The sequence below is a fragment of the Streptomyces sp. NPDC050418 genome, from assembly GCF_044458745.1.
Lineage (GTDB): Bacteria > Actinomycetota > Actinomycetes > Streptomycetales > Streptomycetaceae > Streptomyces.
The window spans coordinates 23,262-43,836 of the sequence record NZ_JBITIG010000014.1; the positions used below are offsets into that span (position 1 = coordinate 23,262).

Genomic DNA, 20,575 nt, shown 5'->3' on the forward strand with positions numbered 1-20,575 from the left:
TCGCGTGTGGGACCCTGGTCGCCCAACGGGGAGAGGGGCACAGCGCACATGGCATCACGGCGGGATGAACTTAACGCCTACACCTTCGCGAAGCGGAGGCTTGTGGCGCAGTTCCTGCAGCCCAACCCGTCGGGCACCGAGGAAGGTGCCCCCAAACCGCTGCGCGCGGTGATGCCGGGTGCGATCGTCGCGGTCGTGGTCCTCGCCGTGTTCGGCGCGTGGGGGATGTTCAAGCCGGTGGCCCCCAAGGGGTGGGATGCGCCCGGTGCGAACGTGATCGTTGCCGACAAGTCGACGACTCGCTATGTGGTGTTGATGACCGACGGCAAGAAGCAGCTCCACCCCGTCCTCAACATGGCCTCTGCGCGGCTGCTCCTCGACGCGGGCAACGAGAAGGTCGTCACGGTCAAGGAGCAGCTGCTCGACGAGAGTCCGCTGCACCACGGTCCGACGATCGGCATCCCGTACGCCCCCGACCGGCTCCCCGACAAGGCGGACGCCGCGGTCGCCAAGCGCTGGGCCGTGTGCGAGCGGCCCGGTCAGGGCGCGCGGAGCCAGCGGGCGACCTTCGTCCTCGCCGAGCGCGAGGAGAAGGAGACCGAGGGGCGTGAGCGCGTACGTGGGGGTCAACTCCTGTACGTGGAAGGCCCCGCACCGGAGAAGACCCGCTATGTGGTCGACGCGGGCGGCACCGCGTACCCCCTGCAGAAGACCGACGAACTGCTGCTGCGCCAGGTCGTGGGCCATGGCCGCGTGCCCCAGAAGGTCTCGGGCGAGTGGCTCGCGACGCTCCACCAGGGCGATCCGATCAAGTTCCCGCGGGTTCCGGGGACCGTGGGCGGCACCTCGTCCGCCACGGACCAGTACAAGGTCGGCACGATTCTGCAGGCCAACGAGGCAGGACGGGAGGAGCAGCACTACCTGGTCCTCGCCGACCGCATCGCCCCGGTCTCCGACTTCATGGCGAAGCTGCTGCTCAACAGCGAGCAGCTCGCCGAGGTGGGTCAGCACGGCAACGCCACGGAGGAGAGCGGTTCCGCCATCACCGGCCTCGGCGCCGGCTTCGGCAGCAAGAAGGAGCTGAACTGGCCGCAGGCCGACCCGAGCGTCGTCAACGAGGCGGAGACGACAAGTGGCAGCCGCAATACGGTGTGCAGCGTGCTGCGCGGCGTCGACGGGGACAGCGGGCGTACGACGCTGAGCACCTGGGCCGGCACCTCCTACCCGAAGCCGCTGGCCAACGGCGGCAGCAGCGCGTACGTGACCCCGGGTTCGGGTCTGCTCTACCGGCAGGTCAAGGGCTCCGACATGAAGTCGGGCTTCCTGTTCCTCGTCACGGACACCGGGCTGCGGTACGCGATGCAGTCCAACGGCGACACCTCCACGGACGACGCCGGGATCGGTGAGTCCGGCTCGGCGAAGGAGCGGGAGGCGGCGCGGCAGGAGGCCGCCGCCGCGCAGGAGCGGCTCGGTTACAAGACCGTCGACCCCGTTCCCGTACCGGCCGAGTGGTCCACGTTCCTGCCCACCGGGCCGCGGCTCTCGACGGGTGCGGCGCGTCAGCCGCAGGGTTCGTGAGGGGGCTGGGCGTGACGTACGGCATCAGGCGGCTGGCGGCCGGTGCGGGAGCGACTGTCCTCGTATGCGTCGGTCTGCCCGTGACGAGCGCGTCCGCCGCCTCCCCCGCCGCTCCCCCGTCGGACACGGCAGGTCAGTGCTCGTTCCCCAGCAAGCCCTATGAGGGCCGGCCGTGGGCGTTGCAGCGCGTACTGCTCGATGAGTTGTGGAAGCAGGCGACCGGCAAGGGCGTACGGGTCGCGGTCATCGACACGGGCGTCGACGTCAGGAACAAGCAGCTCAAGCCGGCCGTGGACGTACGCGCGGGCCGGAACTTCATTCCGAAGGGCGCCAAGGACGAGCAGGGCCGCAAACTCGATCGCGGCAACGAGCGCGGTACGGACGACGTGGTCGGGCACGGCACCAAGGTGGCGGGGATCATCGCGGCGCGGCCCGCCAAGGGCACGGGTTTCGTGGGCCTGGCCCCGGGCGCCACGATCATCCCGATCCAGCACAACGACGCGGACGGCAACGGCAACGCCAAGACCCTTGCCCAGGCGATCCGTTACTCGGTCGACCAGGCCGACGCGGATGTCATCAACATCTCGCAGGACACGGTGAACCCGATCGCCGGCGACTCCCTGCTCAAGGACGCGGTGGACTACGCGACCGGCAAGAACGTGCTCGTCGTCGCCTCGGCGGGCAACGACGGGCTCGGCGGCAACGTCAAGGAGACGTATCCGGCCGCCTTCCCCGGTGTCCTGGCCGTCGCTTCCTCCGACCGCAACAACGAGCGGGCGGCGTTCTCGCAGTCCGGCGAGTTCGTCGGGGTCGCCGCGCCGGGCGTCGACATGGTGTCCACGGTGCCGGGCGGCGGGCACTGCGCGGACAACGGCACGAGTTTCTCCGCCCCGTACGTCACGGGTGTCGCGGCCCTGATCAAGCAGAAGCACCCCGACTGGAAGCCGCACCAGATCGCGGCCCAGATCGAACAGACCGCGGAGCGCTCCACCGCCGGGCACGACCGCCTGGTCGGCTGGGGCGTGATCGACCCGGTGCGCGCCCTGACGGATGACGACAGACCGCTGGAGTCACCGGTCCCCCATGAGGGTGTATCGGACGCGAAGGCCCCCGAGGCCGCCCGCCTGACCGTCGGCGAAACACCGGACGAGCGCAATGCCCGTATGGCCACGTATGTCCTGATCGGCGGCGGGGTGCTGGTGGCCGCCGTGGCGGGCGGGGCGGTGGCGTACCGGGACTCACGACGCCGAGCGGGAGGGACGGCGGGCGGCGCGTCGTAATCGACCGCGACGGCCCGCCGCGTCACAACGGCGGCACCACTTTCCTGCTTTCTTCGCAGTCCTGTTACGAGAGCGACGGCGCCGAAGGCGGCAAATCGGACGCAATGGATCATGCCAGGCGAGATGCCCGCGACAGGGGCTTCGTGAGGGAACTTACGTGACCAGGAAGACAGTTGGTGCTGTCGTAGGCAGTGGATAGAGTGTTGATCCTGCGATAGAAGATATTCGCGTTACTGCTATCGCAATGACTTACCAGCGGTGCAAACGGGGAGGGCGAGCAGCGTGCTGGAAGCTGTCGGAGGCGGGGTCGCCTCACAGGCGGCCGGGCCCAAGGGTGGATCGGGCGACCTGGAGAAGGGTGTTGGGGCGCTCAAGAGGTTCCAGTCGAAGGTGGATGCGCTGCTGTCCGAGTTCGAGAGCAGCCCGGCGGGCAGTGCCAAGGTGGCCGACCAGACGGTGACGCGCCACGCTTTCAGCGGCTCCAACCTGGCGTTCCCCGAGGCTGACGGCCTGTACTCGCAGTACCACCGCGTACACCGCTCCCTTGTCAGCCTGTCGCGTTCGCTGGGCGACCAGATCGAGATGCTGCAGATCGCCGTACGGGCCTCCGAGGTCGGTTACGACAACCTCGAGGAGGAACTGCGGCGGCGGTTCTACGTGATTCAGACGCGGGTCGAGGAGGAGCGGGACCGGGCCGCAGCGGCTGCCAACGAGTCCTCCGGAAAGGGCGACTCGAAGACCGATGCCTCGAAGAACGACGGCTCGAATTCCGAGGGCGGCACGCCTGCCGGCGAGAAGCGCAACTCCGCTGATTCGTACGGCTCGGGGGACATGGGAGGCGCGGAGTGAGCGACGAGAAGCGGCCCGCTGCTGAGAGTGGGACCACGAACGCGGAGACCGCACCGCAGAAGGAAGTCACGCCCGAGCAGTACGGCAGCAAGTACGAGAAGCAGCAGGCCGAGAAGACGGCCGAGATCCAGAACGCGTACGGCGTGAGCGATGCCTACGGGCAGATGCAGAAGTTGATGGAGGGCCTGCCGTTCGGCGCCGTCCCGAGCGCCGGCGGTCTCTTCGGCCGGACCAACTTCGACCAGGACAAGATCAGGCTCAACGACATGCTGGACCTCATCCAGGACGCGAAGCCCAGCGACCTCGAGAACGCCGGCGATGCACTGATCAAGGCCAAGGACAAGCTCAACGAGGCGGCCGAGGAGCTCGACCAGTACGTCACGCGGGTCGAGTGGAAGGGCGAGGGCGCGGAGGAGTTCCGCCGCTTCGGCCGCGCACTGGCCCAACACGCCTGGTCCATCGGCACGTTCGCGAACTCGGCCGGCTCGCAGATGAAGACGGCAAGCACCGGCCTCGCCTCGGTCCGCGGCTCCATGCCGCCTCGCGACGGCCGCCTCGACCAGCGGATTCCCGACGACTTCCCGATCATCGCGCAGGTCCAGGACAACCAGGAATACCAAGCCGCGGTGAAGGTGGAGGGTGACCGCCAGGAGGCGATCACCCAGATGAACCGGCTGTCGTCGTTCTATGCGGTGTCGGAGCAGATGCTGGCGAAGCAGGCTGTGCCGACGTTTCCGGAGGGGTTGAAGGCGGCGGTTCCTCCGCCCAGGGGTGACGGAATCAGCGGCGTGGACGGCGGCGGTCCTGCCGCTGCCCCTGCCGGAACGGCGTCTCCGGCAGGGATTGACGGCACTACTCCTGCCGGAGTCGGCAAGAGTGGTACGGCCACGGGTGTTGCGGCCGCGGCACCCCCGCCCAGTGCGTCCATGCAGATCGACACCGTTGCCGCTCCGCCGGCGCCCCCTTCGACGACTGGACCCACAGCACCAGTCACCACACCTCCCACCGGGCCGACCACTGGGCCTGTCCCACCGTTCTCGACCGGGCCTGCGAACCCAGTTCAGACAGGGAAGCGCGGCCTGCCCCCTTCGACCGGCACGTCTCGTACCACCGGGCCCCTCGGGCGCCCTGGTACTACCGGAACCAATGGCCCGACAACCGGACGTTCACCCGGGATCACAGGGAGGCCGACCGCGGTCGGGAACGGCCAGACCACTCCAGGGCGCGCGAACCCTGTCGGCCGCCCGGGAATCGTGGGCGGCACGCCCACTGCCAAACCAGCAGGAACCACCGGGCAAGCAGGACCAGTTGGTCGGCCGGGAACGGGTGGGATCCGCGCGGGCAACCCGAACGGCATCATGGGCGGCTCCCCGCACCGTGCGGGAGCTGGCTCTGCGACGTCTCGAATGCCACGTGGCACCGTGGTCGGCGGGGAAGGGACCACAGCCGGTCGTGGGATGACGGCAAGGCCGGGCCAGTCAGGCGTAGTCGGCTCGAATCCGGCCGGTGCACCGCGGTCCACTGGACGCGGGACGCCCGGCTCGAACGGAATCGTCGGCGCAGCCCGGGGAGGTGCTCCTGGCCGCCGCCAAGGCGGCGCCTTCACCGCAGGTGGCGCAGGCCTGGCGGGCAACAGGACAGGGCGACGTCGACCGGACGAAGAGGAACAGTCCGGTTCCGAGAGGCCGGACTACCTGACGGAAGACGAAGAGACATGGGCGGCCCGGCGGCGTGATGCCGTTCCGCCGGTGATCGAATAGGTACAGGAAAGGCTCGGAAGTCGGGATGACACACGGTTTGGGACTGGGCTTGAGCGCAACGAAGCAGGGCCTCCTATGGCGACCGCTTATGAGTGCGTTGTCCGTATCAGCGGCGACGCTTCTCGCCGTCGGTGGGGCGGCTGCTCCAGCAGCGGCAGCGGACGCTCAGTCCCGGCAGTGGTACCTCAATGCCATGCGCGCCGAGGAGATCTGGAAGGCCTCCACAGGTACCGGCATCAAGGTCGCAGTCATCGACACAGGCGTCAGCGCATCGACCGCCTCACTCAAGGGGCAAGTCCTCGATGGCTTTGATGCCACCAAGGTCAAGGGTGAGGCAACAGATGCCTTCGACGGTCACGGGACCACCATGGCCGAGTTGATCGCCGGCACCGGAGCTGGGGGTGGACTCAAAGGGCTCGCACCGGGCGCAAGAATCATTCCGATTCGCATCAGCGAAAATGATGTCCAAGGCGGCGAACAGGTCAACAACTTCGATACGGTCGACGCCATTCGTGCCGCCGCAGATAGCGACGCACAGATCATCAGCATGTCGTTCGCAAACGACGTCCGTTCGGTGCAGGAACACGACGCGGTCAAGTACGCACAGAGCAAAGGGAAGTTGTTCTTCGCCGGTGTAGGAAACAACGCCAAGAAGGGCAACAAGAAGCAGTATCCAGCTGCATACCCTGAAGTCGTCGGTGTTGCAGGAATCGACCAAGACGGACGTGTCGGCGACTACTCCCAGCACGGTGACGTTGTTGACCTCGCCGCACCCGGAAGCGAGATCCCCGGCTGGTGCGACAACACCTTCAAGCGCTACTGCGATGCGGACGGCACCAGCAATGCCACGGCCCTCGCCTCCGCCTCCGCCGCCCTCATCTGGTCCGCCCACCCCGACTGGACCTCGAACCAGGTCCTCCGCGTCATGATCGAGAGTGCAGGGCGGGCCAAGGGGACGAAGGCCGGGGCGGTCAGTGAGTACCTCGGGCACGGGATCATCCGTCCCAACACCCACCTGACGCACGGCGTCGGCAAGCCGGGTGACCCGAACATCAACCCCCTGACCAACGAGAAGACCCTCGACACAAAGTCCTCCCCCACGCCTGCTGCGTCCTCGTCAAACGGTTCTCAGGCGAAGAGCGACGACAAGGTCGCCGTCGCAGGATCGAGCGAGGAAGCCGGAGGCAGCGGTAAGACCGGCTGGCTCATCGGCGGTGGTGCTGCGGTCATCGCCCTTGCGGCGGTGGGTGGATTCGTCGCAGTACGCAGGAAGCGCACAACCTGACCGGCGCGTGCGCGCGCCTCAGTAACCCAGAGAGAAAGTGAGCCGTCATGGCTGATGTCCGGAAGCTAAGCGACCGCGCGGTCCTCGATCTCGAGAAGGACATCCAGAACCGCTACACCGATCTGCAGAACTCGGTGAAGACCCTGCATCAGATCCTCGACACGATGGAGCGGAACTGGACAGGTGTCGGCGCCGGTGCGTTCGACGCGAAGCAGCAGGAGATCAACCTGAGCATCAGGGGGATCGGCGAAACCCTCGTGACGACGCTGGACAGGCTCCAGACGATGCGCGGTGACAAGGAAAGCCTCGAGGACGAGATCAAGGCGCAGATCAACAGGATTCAGACCGACACGGGTGCCGGGCGTTCGGCCTTCGACGGAATGTAATCAGGCGATTCACCGCACTGATCGCGCCGGAATTTCCAACGGGAGAGAGAACTAACCGTGGCTTACAACAACCCTGACGAGCTGCTCGTACGGTACGGGACGCTCGACGACATGACGACGCGGCTCGGCAACGAGGCCAAGAAGCTCGAGGAGTGCATCGACGCGCTGAAGCGTGCGGTCGGCAAGGTCGCGGAAGGCTGGGAAGGCGACAGCCAGAGGGCCTTCGACGGCGACCAGAAGAAGCTGGACAACCACGCCCGGTCGATCCACAACTCCCTCATGCAGATCGGCCAGATCGTCGGTCACGCGGGTGGCGACTACATGGCCGGCGACAAGAAGGCAGCCAGCTACTTCAACGGCTGATACGTCCGGCCTGGACGACCGATGGGGTGGGCACGCACGGGAGGTGCCCACCCCTTCTGTTTCAGATCGCGCTCTCGTACGCCACCGCGAACCAGGGCCGCGGCCTCCCGTTCTCTGGTTCCGAACCCGAGATCTTGTCGGCGGCCACGTAGATCCGGTTGTTCTCGAAATGGATCCTCGATGTTGTGGGTTCGAGGATCCATGCGGTTTCGGTGACCTCGGGGAGCACCATGCGGAGGTCACGCCTCCCGGTTTCCGGGTTCAGGCTGAGGATCGACGTGACGGATCGGCGGATCGTCGGGCCTGATTGGGAGATGCTGGCGGTCGGGGTCTGGAAGACCAGGATTTCTTCTGCGCCGTTGGCGCGCAGGGGATAGATCGGACGGTCCGGCTGGGAGTTGAACTTCCTCTTCTTCTTGCCGGTGGCGATGTCGAATTCCACGATGGAGTTGACCTTGTCCAGCTCCTCCGACGTGGCGACGTACAGGCGCTCGCCGAGAAGCACGGCGTTACGGCAGATCTGCAGCGCCGTCATGAACTCCGATTCGCAGCCGAGGCTGTAGCGGTCCACGCCCAGCGAGATGGACGCCCGCATCTTTCCGTGGTCGTCCAGGGAAATGACATCGGTGGGCGTCGGGTGCCCGGCCGCCACCGCGATCACCGGAGGGTCGGCGGACAGGACGTACGCCGCGGTGATCCCCTTGGTCAGGCTGTAGTTCCAGGCCGGCTTGCCGGTACGGGGGTCCAGGCGCTGGAGGTACATCGACGGATTGTCGTCATCGCCGCACCAGAGCAGTGTGAGCAGGGCCGATCCGCCGGTGAAGCCCGTGTTGGAGCAGTCCGACGACGACGTCGTTCCGCTCCACAGCACCTTGCCGCTGTCCATGTCGTACGCGGTCGTCGCGTCGGGGCCGCTGACAGCCACCACGCCGCCGCTCACCGCCACGCCGCTGAAGTCATGATCGGTGGACGCCTTGGCCTTCCAGAGACGCTTTCCGGTATCGATGTCGAAGGCGATCACGCCGTTGCAGACGGGTTCGCCGGCGATGCCGGACCGCCTAACCGATTCCCGTACCAGCACCACCGACTGGCCTTGGTCCGTCAAGTTCTCGGCGGCCCCGCAGACCTCACCGGGTGTGTTGATCGTCCACTTCGGTTCGGAGTCGAACTTGTAGCCGTTGATGCTGCGTTGCACCGTCACCGCGAACGTGTCGCCCTTGACCCAGCTCCCCGGAACCGGCTTTCCGTAGTCGCCTTTGCGGACCTTGGGTTCCTCCAGGCCGTACGTGATCCGTCCCTCGACGGTCGATGTGGGCTTGTAGGGGCGCGGTTGGTACACCTTCCCGGGGTTGGCCGGCGCTGCAGCCGAGGCCGCGTCGTCCGTCCCGCCGCCGGGCCAGAGAAGCCAGGTGCCGCCTGCCGCGCCGAGTGCCGCGAGGAGCGAGAGCACCACCACCGTCGTCAGCGTCCTGCGGCGCCGGCCCGCGCGCGCCGACAGGGTGGACTGGGTGAACGCGGAGGGAGCTGGGCCGAAAGCCTCGGGGACGCGTGGGAAGTCCTCGTGCACGGTCTCCGGATGTGACTGTGGTGGCTCCGTCGCAGGCATACGATCCTCTCCCCCGGCCCGCCAAGCACCTGGGCTTTGCGGTGATGTGTACGTGACCGATGGTGAACGATCGCTTCGGTCGGGGCTCACTATGCCCTGTCCGACATGCGGGAACGGGGGCGGGGCGGACGTCCCGAATGCAATGTGCGAGGGCATGGGGCATACGGAAGGTTCCGGCGGAGTCGTCCACCTTGCGCGGCAGGGGTCACCCTTCGGTGCGGCGGGAGCCAGTCCGGTTGTCGGGCAGGGGTGCGCAGGGTGTGGGGGTGGCGTGCATTTCGGTGAGCGGTCCGGCTCCAGAACGGGGGCGGTTCTGGGCGGGTTGTCCCGTATGAGCGCAGGGGTGGAGTGTGGTCGCGGCGATCGAGGGCAGGACGTGACGTACGGGACAGTCGAGAGTGGGTTGTCCGGCCTGCCGTACTGACGGTCTTGATAGTTAGGCTGGGGCCGGAGACGTATCAGAACCTGTGCGCGGGTCGGGTGCGTCCCAGGGGGAAAGCCGGGATCGGACGATGGCGGCTGTATCGGCGATACGAGTCGCCCCACCACGGCACGCAGGGTGCTCGACCACACCAGGAGGCATTGTGAACAGCGATCGGGACGGGATCCACGGGGGCTGGAACACACCCGTCGATGATCAGTCCGACGCGGAGTCCGTCGAGATGACGGGCGAGTTCACCATCGATTACACCCCTCCGGCCTGGTATACGCAGAATGCTGCGGGATCTGCCGGTTCGGGTGATATGGGTGGTGCGGGCGGTGCCGGTGGTTCCGGCGCCGGGTACCCGGCCGGTGTGCCCGGGCTGCCCGAGGGCGGCGGGTTCCAGCCCGCCGTCGCGCCCGGGCCGCAGGCTCCGGTCGGCGAGCCCGTCGTGAGCCCGCCCGTCGCGAGCCCGCCTGTCGTGAGTGAGCCCGTTGTGGCCGCTGCGGCTGAGCCCGAGGGTGAGGACGTGGGCGGGAATGGGGACCTCGAAAGTGGGGCCACCATGCGGTTCTCTGCTGCTTCGCTGAAGCGGGAGATCGACGATCGCGCTGCCGCCGCCCAGGCCGCGGTGGATTCCATCGGGGTCTCGGGTGCGGGTGACGCGGACGCGGAGAGCGACGGGGACGCGCCTTCCGCCCCCTCCGTCTCCGCCCCCTCCGTCTCCGTCGATTCCGATGCGGCCGGTGAGAGTACGGAGGCATCCGAGCAGGGTGCGGACGGCCTCGCGGTGGACGACGACCTCGCGGTGGACGGTGACATTCAGGATTCGGTTCCTGCCGTACAGGAGGCCGACGCAGAGGTTGCCGATCCGGCGGAACAGCACGAAGCGGGAAGCGAAGAGGACGAGGACGCGGCCAAGGCGGAGGCCGCAGACCCGGCCGACGCCGATGGTACGGACGGAACGGACCGTCCGGAGGGCGTGGCCGACGTCGAGGATGAGGTGCGCGACAGTGTGCCCGTAGGTGCCGCCGACGACGCGGACCCGGTGAGCGACGCCTCCGCGGCCGACGAGGTGCAGGATGCCGTGCCTGCCGCTCCCTCCTGGCCTTCCGCGCCCGAAGGCGCGGGCCTGCCGCCGCTGCCGCCCGCCTATCAGCCCGTGGCCGCCGAGGGGCAGCCGCAGGCTCCGGCGCCCGCGCCGCAGTGGCCCGCCCCGGCGCAGCCCGTACAGGAGCAGCCGCCGGTGCCCGCACAGCCCGCCCCCCAGGCGCCGCCCGCATGGCCCGCGCCGCCGAGCCCGGCCGTGCCCGCCACGCCGCAGCAGTCGCCCGTGCCCGGGCCGACGTCCGAGGTGCCCTCGCCGACGCCGGCACCGGCACCGTCCGCCGCGCAGCCCACCAGTTACGCGCTGCCGCCGGCGGCTCCCGTCGCGCCTGCCCAGCCCGGGCTCCCCGGTACCCCGCCCGCCCCGGCGCCCGCTCCCGCCCCGGTCGCGCAGCAGCAGCCCAACCCGCAGCCCCCGCAGGCCGGTTACGGCTTCCCGCACCCCGGTGCCCCGGGCCAGCCGCCCGCTCCCGCAGGCGGCTACGGCTTCCCGCACCCGGGCGCCCCGGCGCCGGCCGCACAAGCACCTGCACCGGTACCCGCTCCCGCCCCCGCACCGCAGCACCAGCAACCCCCGGCCGGCGGCTACGGCTTCCCGCAGCCGCCCGCGCCCCAGCCCGGGGCCAACCAGCCGCCCGTACCCGGGGCCAACCTGCCCGCGCCCGCACCGGCGCCCGGTGCCAACCTCCCGGCCCCTGCGGCCACTCCGCAGCCTCCGGCTCCGCAGCCCGTCCCTCCGCAGGGCCACCCCGCAGCGCCCGGTCAGCCCATGCCCCCGATGGACCCGCGCGCAGGCGCCGCCTGGCCGCAGCCCGTCACGCATGACCAGCGGGAGCCGCAGGTCACGGGTGGTGCGCCGCTCGGCTACACCGCGGCCGTCGAGCTGTCGTCCGACCGGCTGATCAACAAGAAGCAGAAGACGAAGAGCAGCCGGCAGCCGAGTTCCGCCTCGCGGTTCAAGCTCGGTGCGAAGAAGGAAGAGGCCGAGCGGCAGCGGAAGTTGGACCTGATCCGCACGCCGGTGCTGTCCTGCTACCGGATCGCCGTCATCTCGCTGAAGGGCGGCGTCGGCAAGACCACGACCACCACCGCGCTGGGTGCGACGCTCGCGACCGAGCGGCAGGACAAGATCCTGGCGATCGACGCCAACCCGGACGCCGGTACGCTCGGCCGCCGCGTGCGCCGTGAGACCGGGGCCACGATCCGGGACCTCGTGCAGGCGATCCCGTATCTCAACTCGTACATGGATATCCGCCGTTTCACGTCCCAGGCGCCGTCCGGGCTCGAGATCATCGCCAACGACGTGGACCCGGCGGTCTCGACGACGTTCAACGACGAGGACTACCGGCGTGCGATCGACGTGCTCGGGCGGCAGTACCCGATCATCCTGACGGACTCGGGTACGGGGCTGCTGTACAGCGCCATGCGTGGAGTGCTCGATCTGGCCGATCAGTTGATCATCATCTCGACGCCGTCGGTGGACGGGGCGAGCAGTGCGTCCACGACGCTGGACTGGCTGTCCGCGCACGGGTACGCCGACCTCGTCTCGCGGTCGATCACGGTGATCTCCGGTGTGCGCGAGACCGGCAAGATGATCAAGGTCGACGACATCGTGCAGCACTTCGAGACGCGGTGCCGCGGGGTGGTCGTGGTGCCCTTCGACGAGCACCTGTCGGCCGGTGCCGAGGTCGATCTCGACATGATGCGGCCGCGGACGCGGGAGGCGTACTTCACGCTGTCCGCGATGGTGGCGGAGGACTTCGCGCGGGCGCAGCAGGAGCAGGGGCTGTGGACGCAGAACGGGTCCGGGATGCCGCCGCATCTGGCTCCTCCGATGCCGGGGCAGCAGCAGGTTGGGGGCGGGGTGCCTCCGCAGGGGTATCCGCAGGGATACCCGCAGCAGCTGCCTCCGCAGGCTCCGCAGGGGCAGGGGTATCCGCAGCAGCAGCCTCCGCAGGCGGGGCTTCAGGGGCCCGTTCCGCCTGGGGGTGTGCCGCCTCAGGCGCCGTAACAGTGGGGTGAGTTGAGGGTTTCTCGGTGGCCGCGTGGCCGGTGTTTCTGCATCGGCTGCGCGGCCGTTTTGGGTTGCGGTGAGGAATTGGTTTCCCCTACCCGCCCCTTCCCGAAACCGGGGGCTTTGCCCCCGGACCCCCGCATCCGAACTTCGTTCGGATCTCCTCAAACGCCGGAGGGGCTGAAGGATCTCCTCAAACGCCGGAGGGGCTGAAGGATCTCCTCAAACGCCGCAGGGGCCATGCGGGACTTTCACGTGACTAGACCAATGCCGTATACGAAGCCCTCAACTGGCTATCCCTACAAGGTCGTTCCCGCAGGCCAAACCCCCTACGGCGACCGTTGACATGTTTAGACCACCGCTGATAGACACACAGACCACTCAGACCCTTCGGCGCTTGTTCCTGCCGTTTCCATGCGAGCGATGACGCGAGGTCACCGACCCATGAACGTAAGAGATCAGCACGCACCTCAGCTCAATTCCCCACCGTCGCCCCGACGCCGCCGGTACCTGTTCGCCTCCGGTGCCGCCGCGCTCGCCCTGACGGCCGGTCTCGCCGCGGCGCCCGCCGCGCCCGCGGCCCCCGCCTCGACGCAGGCCGATGCCCAGGCCGGTCAGGTCCAGGCGAAGGCCGAGGGCAAGACCCTCACCGTCGCGCTCGCACAGAGCGTCGACTCGCTGAGCCCGTTCCTGGCCCAGCGTCTGGTCAGTACGAGCATCCACCGGCTCATGTACGAGTACCTGACCAACTACGACGCCAAGGACAACAAGGTCGTCCCCGGCTTCGCCACCGAGTGGAAGTCCTCGGCGGACAAGCTGACCTGGACGTACAAGATCCGTGACGACTCGAAGTGGTCGGACGGGCAGAAGGCCACGGCGAAGGACGCGGCCTTCACGTTCAACAAGATCATGACCGACGAGAACGCCGGTCAGGCCAACGGCAGCTTCGTCACGAACTTCAAGAAGGTCACCGCCCCGAGCGACACCGAGCTCGTGATCGAGCTCAAGAAGCCGCAGGCGACGATGACCTCGCTCGACGTCCCGATCGTGCCCGAGCACATCTGGAAGGACGTCGACGACTACTCGAAGTTCAACAACGACGAGAAGTTCCCGATCGTCGGCAACGGGCCGTTCACGCTCACGGAGTACAAGACCGACCAGTTCGTGAAGCTCAAGGCCAACAAGGAATTCTGGCGCGGGGCACCGAAGTTCGACGAGCTCGTCTTCCGTACGTTCAAGGACCAGGACGCCGCGGTCGCCGCGCTCAAGAAGGGCGAGGTGTCCTTCGTCGCCGGCTCGCCCGCGCTGACGCCCGCCCAGGCCCAGAGCCTGGCGAGCGAGAAGAACATCAAGGTCAACGAGGGTCCGGGGCGGCGCTTCTTCGCCATCGCCACCAACCCGGGCGCGAAGACCAAGGACGGCAAGACCTTCGGCGACGGCCACCCGGCGCTGCTCGACCAGAAGGTGCGCCAGGCGCTGTTCCTCTCGGTCGACCGCAAGACGATCGTCGACAAGGTCTTCCAGGGCCACGCGGTCGAGGGCGAGGGCTACATTCCGCCGCGCTTCGAATCGTATTTCTGGAAGCCGGACGAGAGCCAGAAGCTCGCGTACGACCCGGAGAAGGCCGCGAAGCTGCTCGATGAGGCCGGATATCCGGAGAAGAACGGAAAGCGGGTCGGAAAGGACGGAAAGCCGCTCAACTTCCGGATCCTGTGCCACGCGACGGACCCGAACGACAAGGCGATCGGCAAGTATCTGCAGGAATGGTGGGGCGATCTCGGAATCGGCCTCGAAGTGCAGTGCCTCGACGATGTCTCGGTTCCCTGGTACGCGGGCGAGTACGACCTGGCGTTCGACGGCTGGTCGGTGAACCCGGACCCGGACTTCGTGCTCGGTATCCACACCTGCGCGGCCCTTCCGGAGAAGGCCAAGGAGAGCGCGGCCACGGACAACTTCATCTGCGACAAGAAGTTCGACGAGCTCTACCAGAAGCAGCTCGCCGAATACGACCCGGCCAAGCGCGCCGACACGGTCAAGGAAATGCAGTCCTGGCTGTACGACTCGGGGTACATGAATGTCATCGCGTACCCGAACGCGGTCGAGGCGTACCGCACGGACCAGATCAAGTCGATCATGACGATGCCCGAGGCCTCCGGCAACATCTACGGCCAGGACGGGTATTGGAGCTGGTGGTCGGCCGAGCCCGCGGGTGCGGGCAGTGGCGGTGCGAGCGGCGGTGACGGCGGCGACGACTCCGGTTCGACCGGGATCGTGATCGGTGTCGTGATCGGTGTGCTCGTGCTCGGCGGTGCCGCGTTCCTGTTCACGCGGCGGCGCGCGGCCACGGCCGACGACCGCGAGTAGACGACCGGCCCGGTGTCCGGTGCGGGTCCCGCGCAGGGGCTCGTACCGGACCCGGGATCCGCACGAGTAACGAGAGTCCCATGACAGCTGAGAGCACTCCGGCGCTCGTGCACGGCGCGGAAGCCGACGGCCCGGGAACGCCCGGTCCTTCGGCCGGCCGCGGGCCACGCGCGCGCGACACCAAGGCGTACTTGCGTTATGCGGCGGGCAAGATCCTGGGAGCCGTGATCTCCCTGTTCGCCGTCCTCGTCACGAGCTTCTTCCTCTTCCGGCTGATTCCCAGTGATCCCGTCAAGCACATGACCGGCGGGCGCCCGATCTCCAGCGAGCAACTGGAGAACCTGCGGCGGGAGTTCGGCCTCGACCAGCCCATGTGGCAGCAGTTCCTCGACTACATGAAGGACGCTCTGAGCGGCGACTTCGGTATGTCGTACCAGTTCCACATGCCGGTGATGGAGAAGATCACGGCGGCCATTCCGGCGACGCTGCTGCTCACCGGCACCGCGTACATCCTCTTCACCGCGCTCGGCCTCTGGCTCGGGACACGGTCGGCGTGGCGGCACGGCAAGAAGGGCGACAAGTTCAACAGCGCCCTGGCCCTGACGCTCTACTCCGTCCCGTCGTTCTGGCTCGGACTGCTGCTCATCATCGTGTTCTCCGTCGGCATAGGGCCCATTCCGGGGATGTTCCCGACCGGTGGCCTGGAATCCGGCGACGAGACCGGATTCGCGTACGTCATCGATGTCGCGCACCACATGATCCTGCCGGTCATCACGCTGGTCGCGGTCGGCTACGCGCAGACGCTGCTCGTGATGCGCTCCTCGCTGCTCGACGAGATGGGCAGCGACTATCTGACGACCGCGCGGGCCAAGGGACTCCGTGACGATGTCGTACGGCGCCGGCATGCGGTGCCGAACGCGCTGCTGCCCACGTTCACGCTGATGTTCGTGAACCTCGGGCATGTGGTCGCGGGGCAGATCCTGGTCGAGACCGTGTTCTCCTGGCCGGGCCTCGGCGGGCTCTTCTACGAGTCGCTCGCCGGCCCCGATCTGCCGCTGGTGCAGGCCCTGTTCTTCTTCTGGGCGGCCGCGGTGATCCTGGCCAACACCCTTGCCGATGTGCTGTATCCGCTGCTCGATCCCCGGGTGGGCCGATGACCGCAGAACCGACTGCCGAACCGACGGCACAAGCCTCCGCCGAGCCCCTGACCAAGACCGGCGGCAAGAGCCCGCGGGCGCTCAAGGCGGCGCGGATGCGCCAGTCGCTGGCCCGCTTCTGGCGCGAGTACCGCAGCCATCGCAGCGGGCTGTGGGGCCTGGGCGCTCTGCTCCTGATCGCCCTGATCGCGCTCGCCGCGCCTGTGCTCGTGGGCGCCGACTCGGAGTCCGTGACGGACGCACCGGGGATGGCCCTGGAGGACCCGAGCGGTGAGTTCCCGCTGGGCACCGACCAGTTCGGGCGCAGCGTTCTCGCGCTGCTCGTCTGGGGTGCGCGGGTGTCCCTGACCGTCGGTCTGCTCGCCGCGTTCCTGTGCGTGGCGATCGGCACCCTCGTCGGGATCGTCGCCGGGCACTACAAGGGCTGGTTCGCGACCGTCCTCATGCGCATCACGGACTGGTTCCTGGTGATGCCGACGCTGGTGCTCGCCATCGCCCTGGCGACCGTGATGGACCGCTCGATGTGGACGGTGATCCTCGCGATCGGCGTCACCACCTGGCCGACCACGGCCCGTCTGGTGCGCGCGCAGACCCTCGCCGTGGAGTCGCGGCCGTACATCGAACGGGCCCGTGCGCTCGGCGGCGGGCACGGGCACATCATGCTGCGGCACGTCCTGCCGAACGTGATGCCCCTCGTCCTCGCCCAGACCACGCTGGTCATCTCCAGCGCGATCCTCACGGAGTCGACCCTCGCGTTCCTGGGGCTTTCCGATCCCACGGTCACCTCGTGGGGCGGCATGCTGCAGGACGCGCGCGAGGCGGGCGCGGTCAGCGCGGGCCACTGGTGGTATCTCGCCCCGCCCGGCCTCGCCATCGCGGCGGTGGCGCTGTCGTTCACGCTCTGCGGGCGTGCGGTCGAGTCGGTTCTCAATCCCAGGCTGGGGGTGGCCCGTTGAGCCTCTTGGAGGTACGTGACCTGCATGTCACGTATGCGAATGGCGCACAGGCCGTGCGCGGCGTCGATCTGACGGTGGACGCCGGGCAGAAGCTGGGCATCGCCGGTGAGTCCGGCTGCGGCAAGTCGACCCTCGCGCTGGCGCTGCTGCGGCTGCTGCCCGCGGGCAGCAAGGTGACCGGGCAGATCCTGCTCGACGGTGAGGACGTCCTCGCCATGAAGTGGGGGCGGCTGCGCGCGGTGCGCTGGGCGGGCGCGTCGATCGTCTTCCAGGGCGCGATGCACTCGCTCAACGCGGTGCACCGGATCGGCGACCAGATCGCCGAGCCCATCCGGCTGCACCGTACGACTCCGCCGGAGCGGGTGAAGGCCCGCGTACGGGAGCTGCTCCAGCAGGTCGGCCTGCCCGCCTCGCGCGCCAAGGCCTACCCGCACGAGCTCTCCGGCGGTCAGCGGCAGCGCGTGATGATCGCGATGGCGCTGGCCTGCGCGCCCGACCTGATCATCGCGGACGAGCCGACGACCGCGCTCGACGTGATGATCCAGGCGCAGATCCTGCGGCTGATCGAGGAGTTGGTGGCCCGGGAGAACCTCGGGCTGATCATGATCAGCCATGACCTCGCGGTGCTCGCGGACACCTGCGACCGGCTCACGGTCATGTACGCGGGGCGTGTGGTCGAGGACGGTCCGGCGCGGCAGGTGTACGACGATGCGCGGCACCCGTACGGCAAGGCCCTGTCGGCGGCGTTCCCGCGGATCGGCGACCCGGCCTCCCGGTTCGCCCCGCAGGGTCTGCCCGGCGATCCGCCCGACCCCTCGGATCTGCCGTCGGGGTGCACCTTCCACCCGCGGTGTCCGGTGGCGCTCGACTCCTGCGCGTCCGAGGATCAGGAGCTCGTCGACGCGGGCGCGTCGTGGCAGGCGGCTTGTGTGCACGTGAAGGCGGCCGATGCGCCGGCCGCGACGGTGGGGAGCGAACGATGAGCGGTGCGTTGCTGAGTGCGGCCGGCCTGAAGGTGGCCTTCCCCGGCCGGCGCGGTGCGCCTGAGGCGCGCGCCGTGGACGGGGTCGACCTCGACATCCGGCGCGGCGAGATCGTGGCGCTCGTCGGCGAGTCGGGCTGCGGCAAGACGACGCTCGCGCGCTCGCTGCTCGGCCTGGTTCCGCCGACGGCCGGCCAGGTCCTCTTCGACGGCGCCCCGCTGACGTACCGCGGCAAGGCCCTCAAGGCCTACCGCAAGCGTGCCCAGCTGGTCCTCCAGGACCCCAGCGGTTCGCTCAACCCGCGCCACACGGTGTACGACGCGGTGGCGGAGGGGCTGCGGATCCATGGCTACGGGGGCGACGAACGGGAGGCCGTCGCGTCGGCGCTGTCGCGGGCGGGTCTGCGTCCGCCGGAGCGCTTCTTCCTGCGCTATCCGCACGAGCTGTCGGGCGGGCAGCGCCAGCGCGTCGTGATCGCGGGCGCGCTCGTGCTCGACCCCGAACTGATCGTCGCGGACGAGCCCGTGGCCTCCCTGGACGCGTCCGTACGCGGCGAGATCCTGGCGCTGCTCCTGTCGCTCCGGGCGGACCTGGGCCTCTCGGCCCTCGTCGTCACCCACGACCTGGGTCTGGCCTGGAACATCGCGGACCGCGTGGCGGTGATGTACCTGGGCCGGATCGTGGAGACGGGAACGGTCGAGGAGGTCCTGACCTCGCCCCAGCACCCGTACACCCAGGCTTTGTTGTCCGTCCTCCCGGAGGCACCGGGCGCCCCGGTGGTCCTCACGGGCGAACCCCCGGACCCCTCCCGCATCCCGGGCGGCTGCCGCTTCCACGCCCGCTGCCAGGTGCTGGCCTCGGGCGAGGCGGAACGGGCGGGGGTGGCCCGCTCCTGCCGTACGAAGGTGCTGCCGGTGCTGTCCGGTGAAGGGGAGCGGCAGGTGGCCTGCCATTGGGCTGCGGCGCGGGACGGCGGTGCGGCGGAGGCGGCCGGCGGGGACGCGGCCGTCCCGCTCACCAAGACACTGTCCGGCACGAGGGACGGGGACTCCGGTGCCGGGGTGGCGAAGACGGACTGACGTGGAGGGGCGCCGGGGCGGCGGCGTGGAGCGGCTGCTTCCGGCGCCCAGGTCTGCTCCGGCGCCTCGGTCTGCCCCGCGGCCCTTGGCCAGCCCCCGGCACGCTCGGTCCGCCCCGACCCTTGGCCAGCCCCGGCACACTCGGTCCGCCCCAGCGCACCACTCCACCCCTCAGAGCTCTCACCCCGCACGTCCCCCACCCTGGCCCCACCAGCCCCTCTAGTAGGCTCACGGCGCTTGATTCATACGGGGCGGGGAGTGATTGCACTTGCAGGGCGGGCAGGGAGCTGAGCGCCGGGCGGGGTCCGGTGGCGCGGTGCAGTGGATCGGTCCGTATGCGGTCCTCTCGGCGCTCGACACGAGCAGCGGCGGAGCCGGCCGGTCCGCACCGCCCGCGCTGCGGCATATCGCCCGGACGCCCGACGGCGAGCGCACCGTCCTCCTCAGCAGTCCGCTTCCCGGAACCGACCCCGCACGCTTCCTTGCCGAGGCGGACGCCTCGCGCTACCTGGTGGGGCGGTGGGTGCTGCCCGCCGTCGAGTTGGCACCGGCCGGGCACGGTGTCTGGCACGCCGCTCCGTATCAGCCGGTGCTGCCGCTGCCCGTCGCCCTGGCCGTGCACGGCGGCCCGCTGCCCGAGATGACCGTCCGCGCCCTGGGTGTCGCCCTCGCCGAAACCCTCTCCGTGATCCACGGACAGAACCTCACGCACTCCGGTGTCTCCCCGGCCGCCGTCCTCCTCGCCCATGACGGACCCCGGCTCGGCGGCTACGGCGCGGTGCGTGCCGCCGCGTCCGACGGTGCGCCGCGGCGGGGCCTCGCCGGTGTCGACGACAGCGTGCTCGCGCCCGAGCAGGCGGCGGGCGGTATGCCGCGGCCGATGGGCGATGTGTATGCGCTGGGGGCGACGCTCGCCTTCGCCGCCACCGGGAGCACGGCGCCGGAGCGGGATGAACTGCCCGCCTCTCTCCGGCCCGTGGTGACGCGGTGCCTCGCACGCGATCCGGCCGACCGTATGCAACTCGCGGAGGTCGTACGGGAGTTGGCCGGCGATCCGGCGGGGGCGCAGCACGCGGCCGGCTTCGGCGCGACCGACCTCGCCGCCGCTCTGCTCACCCCCGGCTGGCTGCCGCCCCGCATCGGCGCGGCGCTCGCCCATCAGGCCGCCGCCGTACTCGGCGCCGAACTGGAGCACGGGGCGGGCGAGGCGACGGGAGCGGCGCGGAGGGCCGTGCATGCGTCTGCGTGAGCCGGACGCCCCACAGGACGCCCGCCGCGACGCCGCTCCCTGACATCCCTGTGAGGTGACCCGCCGACGTCCCCCACGACGCCTCCTGCCCCCGCGGATGCCCTCCCCCACGAGCCCGGCGCCCGCCCCATCGCCCCG

15 protein-coding genes are annotated in these 20,575 nt (G+C 69.2%); 14 read left to right on the forward strand and 1 reads right to left on the reverse strand.

Going from position 1 to position 20,575, the window contains the following annotated elements:
- Window positions 1-48: 48 nt before the first annotated feature.
- The 7 genes from eccB to ACIBI4_RS29475 all read left to right on the forward strand — a co-directional run bounded on the left by eccB (window position 49) and on the right by ACIBI4_RS29475 (window position 7,501).
- The gene (eccB, locus tag ACIBI4_RS29445) at window positions 49-1,578 is read left to right on the forward strand and encodes a type VII secretion protein EccB (RefSeq protein WP_399207172.1); all 1,530 of its coding nucleotides are present in this window, start codon (window positions 49-51) and stop codon (window positions 1,576-1,578) included.
- Between the two features lie 11 nt (window positions 1,579-1,589).
- Window positions 1,590-2,858, forward strand: a complete 1,269-nt coding sequence (gene mycP / locus ACIBI4_RS29450; protein WP_399207173.1) for a type VII secretion-associated serine protease mycosin — start codon at window positions 1,590-1,592, stop codon at window positions 2,856-2,858.
- A gap of 282 nt (window positions 2,859-3,140) precedes the next feature.
- On the forward strand, window positions 3,141-3,707 hold the full coding sequence (locus ACIBI4_RS29455) for a hypothetical protein (RefSeq protein ID WP_399207174.1): 567 nt from the start codon (window positions 3,141-3,143) through the stop codon (window positions 3,705-3,707).
- Window positions 3,704-5,467 (forward strand): hypothetical protein, encoded by a 1,764-nt coding sequence (locus ACIBI4_RS29460; RefSeq protein WP_399207175.1) that lies wholly within the window; start codon window positions 3,704-3,706, stop codon window positions 5,465-5,467. Before ACIBI4_RS29455 ends, ACIBI4_RS29460 begins: the two co-directional genes overlap by 4 nt.
- A gap of 193 nt (window positions 5,468-5,660) precedes the next feature.
- Window positions 5,661-6,752, forward strand: a complete 1,092-nt coding sequence (locus ACIBI4_RS29465; protein WP_399207176.1) for a S8 family serine peptidase — start codon at window positions 5,661-5,663, stop codon at window positions 6,750-6,752.
- A gap of 47 nt (window positions 6,753-6,799) precedes the next feature.
- The gene (locus tag ACIBI4_RS29470; RefSeq protein WP_399207177.1) at window positions 6,800-7,138 is read left to right on the forward strand and encodes a WXG100 family type VII secretion target; all 339 of its coding nucleotides are present in this window, start codon (window positions 6,800-6,802) and stop codon (window positions 7,136-7,138) included.
- Between the two features lie 57 nt (window positions 7,139-7,195).
- On the forward strand, window positions 7,196-7,501 hold the full coding sequence (locus ACIBI4_RS29475) for a WXG100 family type VII secretion target (RefSeq protein WP_399207178.1): 306 nt from the start codon (window positions 7,196-7,198) through the stop codon (window positions 7,499-7,501).
- Window positions 7,502-7,562: 61 nt separating this feature from the next.
- On the opposite strand, the gene ACIBI4_RS29480 is transcribed toward ACIBI4_RS29475, so the two are convergent.
- Window positions 7,563-9,107: a PQQ-binding-like beta-propeller repeat protein gene (locus tag ACIBI4_RS29480; RefSeq protein WP_399207180.1), complete on the reverse strand. Its 1,545-nt coding sequence runs from the start codon at window positions 9,105-9,107 to the stop codon at window positions 7,563-7,565.
- A 584-nt stretch (window positions 9,108-9,691) separates the two neighbouring features.
- On the opposite strand from ACIBI4_RS29480, the gene ACIBI4_RS29485 reads away from it, so the two are divergent.
- The 7 genes from ACIBI4_RS29485 (at window position 9,692) to ACIBI4_RS29515 (ending at window position 20,437) form a co-directional block, all read left to right on the forward strand.
- Window positions 9,692-12,646: an SCO5717 family growth-regulating ATPase gene (locus ACIBI4_RS29485; protein WP_399207181.1), complete on the forward strand. Its 2,955-nt coding sequence runs from the start codon at window positions 9,692-9,694 to the stop codon at window positions 12,644-12,646.
- Between the two features lie 447 nt (window positions 12,647-13,093).
- Window positions 13,094-15,013, forward strand: a complete 1,920-nt coding sequence (locus tag ACIBI4_RS29490) for an ABC transporter substrate-binding protein (protein ID WP_399207182.1) — start codon at window positions 13,094-13,096, stop codon at window positions 15,011-15,013.
- 80 nt (window positions 15,014-15,093) lie between these two features.
- Window positions 15,094-16,170 carry an ABC transporter permease gene (locus ACIBI4_RS29495; RefSeq protein ID WP_399207183.1) on the forward strand — a complete coding sequence of 359 codons (1,077 nt, stop codon included), beginning with the start codon at window positions 15,094-15,096 and terminating at the stop codon, window positions 16,168-16,170.
- Complete coding sequence (locus ACIBI4_RS29500) at window positions 16,167-17,126, forward strand: ABC transporter permease (RefSeq protein WP_399207184.1); 960 nt, start codon at window positions 16,167-16,169, stop codon at window positions 17,124-17,126. Before ACIBI4_RS29495 ends, ACIBI4_RS29500 begins: the two co-directional genes overlap by 4 nt.
- A complete protein-coding gene (locus ACIBI4_RS29505) occupies window positions 17,123-18,109 on the forward strand; it encodes an ABC transporter ATP-binding protein (RefSeq protein ID WP_399207185.1) in 987 nt (328 codons plus the stop codon). Before ACIBI4_RS29500 ends, ACIBI4_RS29505 begins: the two co-directional genes overlap by 4 nt.
- On the forward strand, window positions 18,106-19,188 hold the full coding sequence (locus ACIBI4_RS29510) for an ABC transporter ATP-binding protein (protein ID WP_399207186.1): 1,083 nt from the start codon (window positions 18,106-18,108) through the stop codon (window positions 19,186-19,188). Before ACIBI4_RS29505 ends, ACIBI4_RS29510 begins: the two co-directional genes overlap by 4 nt.
- A 316-nt stretch (window positions 19,189-19,504) precedes the next feature.
- Entirely contained in the window at window positions 19,505-20,437 is a 933-nt protein-coding gene (locus ACIBI4_RS29515; protein WP_399207187.1) for a serine/threonine protein kinase, read from the forward strand.
- The last annotated feature ends 138 nt before the right edge of the window (window positions 20,438-20,575 follow it).